Origin of the sequence: Pseudomonas sp. KCJK8993, assembly GCF_046230915.1 — a bacterium.
In the GTDB taxonomy this organism is placed as follows: Bacteria; Pseudomonadota; Gammaproteobacteria; order Pseudomonadales; family Pseudomonadaceae; genus Aquipseudomonas; species Aquipseudomonas piscis.
The window spans coordinates 1-5,391 of record NZ_JBJJLO010000196.1 but is presented as its reverse complement, the minus strand read 5'-3'; the positions used below and the strand labels follow the sequence as shown (position 1 = coordinate 5,391).

The following is a 5,391-nucleotide window of genomic DNA, read 5'->3' as shown; positions in this document are numbered from 1 at the left end:
TGGGCCGGAAGCCCTTGTCGATCTCTCCCAGCACACGTTCGAGCTTGCCCTGGGGCAGCGCCTGGGCCTCGACATCGCTGATGCCCACCTCCCGCGCCAGGCTGTCCGCCACGCTTTGCCGGTCGCCGGTGAGCAACAACTGGCGGCCCAACCCCAACTCCCGCAGTTCTTGCAGGGCCTGGGCCGCTTCGGGCTTGACGCTGTCGGCCAACAACAGCCAACCGAGGAACTCACCATTGAGCGCCAACCCGGCGATCGGCCCGTCATGGGTCGGCACCGGACTGGTGTCGATCCCCAACTGGATGAACAGTTCGGGCCGGCCCAGGGCCGCCTGGCCTTCGTCGGTGCGCGCGACCACCCCCAGGCCCTGGCGCTCATGAATATCCCCAAGGGCCCACTGCTGCTCTGGCGGCACCAGTGCTGCCAGCGCCCGGCTGACCGGGTGACTGCTGGCCGCGCCGAGGCTGGCGGCAAGGCTGAGCAGTGCCCGACGATCCTCCAGGGGGGTGTCCACCGCCTGCAAGCGCAGGGTGCCGAAGGTCAGGGTGCCGGTCTTGTCCACCACCAGGGACGTCAGGTCCGCCAGCTCTTCGAGAAACGCCGAGCTGCGAATCAGGATGCCGTGCCGCGCCGCCACGGCGATCCCGGCAATGGCGGTGGCCGGCGCCGATAGCACCAACGCACAGGGGCAGGCCGCCACCAGCACGGCGAGCATGGCCTGGGCATCATTGGTAATGAACCAGGTCACCGCTGCCAGCAGCAGCACCAACACCAGGTAGCTGCCGGCGTAGCGTTCCAGCAACCGGGTGATCGGTGGCTTGGCGCGTTCGGCGTTCTGCATCAGGGCGATCACCTTGCCCAGGGTCGATTCCTCGCCGGTGCGGGTCACTTCCAGGCGCAGCAGGCCATCGAGGTTGATCGCGCCCCCGAATACCTGCATGCCCACACTCGCTTCCAGTGGCACCGATTCGCCGGTGATCGGCGCGGTGTCCAGGCTCGCCTGCCCCGCTACCACCACGCCGTCGGCAGGCACCCGGTCCCCGGCGCGCACTTCCACCAGGTCGCCGGTCCTGAGGCTGGCGTTATCCACTTCCTGCACGCTGCCATTGGCCTGTACCTGCCGCGCCTGGCTGCGGGTCAGGCGGCCCAGGGCATCGATAGCCTCTTGGGAACCGATCACGCTGCGCTCTTCCAGCACATGGCCGAAGATCATGATGATCGGCAGCAAGGCGGCGGTCAGCAGGTCGCCCGTGGCCCAGGCGCCGAGCATGGCCAGGGCGATCAGTTGGTCGGTGATGCCGTGCAGGCTCGGATAGCGCAGGCTGAACCAGGCCGAACGCAACACCGGTACGGCCACCAGCAAGGAAGCGACGCCCAGCAGCAACTGGCTGACACCGACTTGCTCGGGCGCCAGCCAGCGCCAGGCCAGGCCCAGGCCCAGCAAGCCGAGGGCGAGCATGGCCAGGGTCAGTTGGCGGGCGGCGCTGCGCTGTTCAGCGCTGGTCAACATGCTGGCGGGCGCCGCATGGGTAGAAGCGGTCATCGTTCAGCTCCCTGGATGATCAAGCGGGAATCGTCTTTGGGGTCGACCGTCGTCACCGAGCCCGCCTGGCGCAGAATCTGCGGCAGGCGCTCACGATAGATGCGCAGCAGCATCTGCGGGTCGCTGCCATTGCGTTGCTCCTGGGCCAGGCTTTGGACCGTGGCGGTCTGCGCCCGGGCCAGGGCCAGTCGTTCGCTGGCCTGGGCATGAGCCACTTGCAGGCTGCGATCGGCCTGCTGGTTGGCGCTCTGGGTGAGTTTCTCCGCTTCAGTACGCGCATTGGCCACAGCCTTGTCGGCCTGCTGGCTGGCCGTCAGCACGGCATTGAAGGCGTTGACCGCAGGCTCGGGCAGGCTCGACTGCACGTCGACCCGGGTCGCTTCGATACCTATGCCCTGGCCAGTGGCGGCCAGCTCGGCCAGGCGCTGGTTGATGCCCTGGAGCAGATCGCCACGCAGCCGCTCACGGCGTTCGGCGGCCTGGTGATCGCTGCCGAGCAACTCCGGACGCGCCACCAGGATGGTGTCCAGGTCGCGGGCCGCAGCCAGGCTGACGGCGCTGCGGGTCGCCAGGCGGTCCAGGGCCGGCAGCACATGTTCGCCTTGCAAGACATAGGCATAGGGGTCGCTGACCTTGTAGAACACCCGGACGTCCAACTGCACCACGCCGGCATCGCCGGTGAGCAGGTAGCCCGAACCGGCCAGGGTGTCGTTCAACGGCGTGGCCAGGGTCGCTACCCGGTCCCCTTCCACTGCGGCTTGGGAGCGCAACAGCCCCTCGATGCGCCGCTCCAGCACCCGATCCGCGGCCGGCAACAACACCACCTGCTCGAACGGCCGGGGCCAGGCCAGCAGCAGCCCGGCATTCTGCACCCGGGCCAGGGCACCGAAATGCATGACCAGGGCGCGGTCTTGCGGATCGATCTGGCGAACGTTGGACAAGGCCCAAGCCAATGCGGCGAGGACTGTCACCACATACAGGCCGATGAATGCCAGGCGCCCCGCCTGGATCCACGGACTGTCCAATTGATTTGTTCCACGTGGAACGCTGTTCATGGCTGCGTTCCAGACGCTTTGTTCGGCAGGTTCGGCGGCCCGTCCACCAACACCCGGAACGGCGCGGCATCGGTACGCAGGATCAGGCGAGTGCTCGGATTGACCACCGTGCCCAAGGTGTCCAGGGAGCGCAGCAGGTTATACAGCTGCGGCGAACTGGCGTAGGCACGGCCGTAGATCTGCGCCGCTTCGACCCGGGATTGCGCCTCTATATCTGCCGCCTTCACCGTAGCGTCGGCTTGCACTATGCGTGCGTCGCGCTCGGCAGCGGAACGGATCTGCGCCGCTTCACGCTTGCCCACGGCCGTGCGTTCGGTGGCGATGGTTTCGCGCTCGGCGCGCATGCGATCCACCGTGGCGGTGAGGGTCACCGACGGCAGGGTCAAGCGCTCGATACCCACCTGCACCACTCGCACGCCGTAGGTGGACAGCAATTGCTGGTCGATCTGCTGGCGCAGCCGGCTTTCGAAATCGCCAATGCGGACCTTGCCGGCATCGGTGTTCACCAGGTCGGCCAGATCGAAGCTGCTGGCGGTGGTTTCCAGGGCCGAACCAACGAAGGTGCGAATCTGCCGCGCCGCTTCGTCCGGCTGGTTCTGCACCGCCCGCATGAAGCGCTGCACATTGTCCGGGTCGCCCTGCACCCGCCAGGCCACATAGGCCTGGACGATGATCCGCAGGCCGTCACGGGTACCCACGTCCTGCAAGCCGCTGGAGGTGGTCCGCAGGCGCAGGTCCACCGGGATCGCCGCTTCGAAGGGCGCCGGCCAGCGCCAGTTCAGCCCCGGCTCCAGCAGGACCCGGGCCGGGTTGCCGAAACGGGTGATCACCGTGGCTTCGCCGGAACGCACCTGCACCAGGCTCGCGGCCGCCAGGGCGAACGCCACCAGCAATGCCGCCCAGCCCATGCGCCGCCAGGGAAAGGGCCCTTCCTGCGCTGGCGCGCCATGGTGATGGTGGTGATGCCCGTGATGGTGGTGATGGCCGTGCCCATGGTCGTGGTCGGAGTGGGAATGGGTGTGGGAAGACTGGCTCAATGGGCGGCTCCTGGCTGGGCGGCTTTACGCGGCGCCAGCGGGTCGGCGGGCAAGGTGAAGGTACGCAAGTCGAGGGTTGGCGCACTGTCGGCGCCCAGACGGTGATCGAGAATCAACAACTGGGCCTTGCCCAGGCCCTGGATCAGTTGGCCGAAGTACTGTTCTAGGATGAATGCCTGGCCCGCACCGGCGTAGGCCTTCTGCTCGGCGGCGAACCGCAAGTCAGCCGTCTGGGCCTCGGCCTGGATCTCACGCGCCGTGGCCCGCGCCTTGTCGTTGACTTCGCTGGCTTGCAATTGCGCCTGGTTGGTCTGTTCGGCCGCGGCCCCGCGCTCCCGGGAAATCAGCGCCTGGGCGCCAATCTGCGCGGCCTGTACACCGTGGTAGGCATTGGCTGCGCCAGCCGGTGGGTGTATGGCCTCGACCACGGTGGCGAGAATCTCCACGCCGCTGTCGAGCCTGGACAGATCGGCCTGCACCGCGTGGCCGATATCCTCGGCCAGGCGCGTGCGGTCTTCGCCCAGCAGGCCATCGAGGGTGCGCGAGGCGAAATCGTGCACCAGTACCCGGCTGGCGGTACTGCGGATCAGCGACGGCACATCGTTGCTGTTGTAGGTCGCCGCCAGCGCCGCGGCATCATCCAGGCCGATGCGGTAGACGAAGCGCACGTCCATGTTGACGATCTGGAAGCTCTGCTGGTGGTCATCGCCACTGGCGATCACCTGGGATTTGTCATTCACGTGGCTGGCGTCCCACAAGCGATTGGCAATCGCCGGTGCCGGCCCCTCCGCCGCTGCCGGTTCGATCGGTTGCGGGGTTTCGCCCACGCTGGTGGCCAATTCATGGACCACGCCGTTTTCCACCGTCAGCACCCGCCCCAGGGGCCAGGGCAAACCCAGGTGCAGGCCGGGGCCGAAAACCGTTACCGGCTGGCCAAAACGCTCGTAAATACCGCGATTTTGCAGCGAAATCTCATGAATCCCGGTCAATAACCAACCTACCGCCAGGATCAGCCCCAGTACCGGCAGGAACGCCCGGCGCATGTAGGCAAAGGCCCAGACCTGGCGCAGATCGATGCCGAACCTGTTGTGCAGTTCGTTTTGCAGGCTCAGCAGCGGTTGCGGTGGCCAACGCAACAAGTCGGCGACGAAGCTATGGGCCAACAGCCGTGGCTCAAGGGCCTCGCGCTGGGGACTGAACAACGACAACAGCGCCCGTAGCAGCAACTCGCCGGCCACCAACGCCGGCAACAGGCCCATCAATACCGCCAGGCGCACCGGCCACAGGGCGCTGTCGCTGCCGAACAACAAGCACAAGGCGCCCACCAGCAAGCACAGGATGGCCACCCGCAGCAGTTGCGCCACGGCTCCGGCCTCCGGCCATTCACTCGGGTGCTCCTGGGCCAGCTGGCGCTCCAGCACCAGCAAGGCGAAGGCCAGTAGCAACAGCAGCACGGCGACGACGCTGGCGCTCAGGCCCAAAGCCGTGGCGGGCAGCGCCAGGTTGAAGACCTGCGCCAGGCAAGACAGGGCCAGCAGCGACCAGCCAGCGAGCCACAGGGTCGGGGCACCGATCTGCTGCAACAGGCGCCGGGCACGGGTGCCCAGGATGGCAGCGAAGAACCCGGCCGGCGTTGCCTCGGGCGTCTCCACCGGCGTCGATGGCGCCAGCACCTCCTCCCGCCAGCGGCTCACCCAGCACGCCGACTGCAGGCCCGCCACCACCACCAGCAAGGCACAGGACAGGTTCACCAGCA

General features: G+C 67.5%; 4 protein-coding genes. All 4 read right to left on the bottom strand.

The features are described from left to right. A partial coding sequence (locus tag ACK6AU_RS31220) for a heavy metal translocating P-type ATPase (RefSeq protein ID WP_409303561.1) occupies positions 1–1,543 on the bottom strand: 1,543 nt, incomplete at its 3' end. Beyond that, on the bottom strand, positions 1,540–2,598 hold the full coding sequence (gene hflK, locus ACK6AU_RS31215; protein ID WP_409303559.1) for a protease modulator HflK: 1,059 nt from the start codon (positions 2,596–2,598) through the stop codon (positions 1,540–1,542). The genes ACK6AU_RS31220 and hflK (ACK6AU_RS31215), both read right to left, overlap by 4 nt. Next, positions 2,595–3,635 carry a protease modulator HflC gene (gene hflC, locus ACK6AU_RS31210; protein ID WP_185696778.1) on the bottom strand — a complete coding sequence of 347 codons (1,041 nt, stop codon included), beginning with the start codon at positions 3,633–3,635 and terminating at the stop codon, positions 2,595–2,597. Before hflC ends, hflK (ACK6AU_RS31215) begins: the two co-directional genes overlap by 4 nt. Further along, positions 3,632–5,389, bottom strand: coding sequence for a protease modulator HflK (hflK, locus tag ACK6AU_RS31205; RefSeq protein WP_409303557.1), 1,758 nt, complete (start codon positions 5,387–5,389; stop codon positions 3,632–3,634). The genes hflC and hflK (ACK6AU_RS31205) overlap by 4 nt, the downstream gene beginning before the upstream one ends. Between the last annotated feature and the right edge of the window lie 2 nt (positions 5,390–5,391).

Excerpts from the sequence above, each read along its gene's own strand:
- hflK (WP_409303559.1), bottom strand. The coding sequence starts at position 2,598 with ATGAACAGCGTTCCACGTGGAACAAATCAATTGGACAGTCCGTGGATC.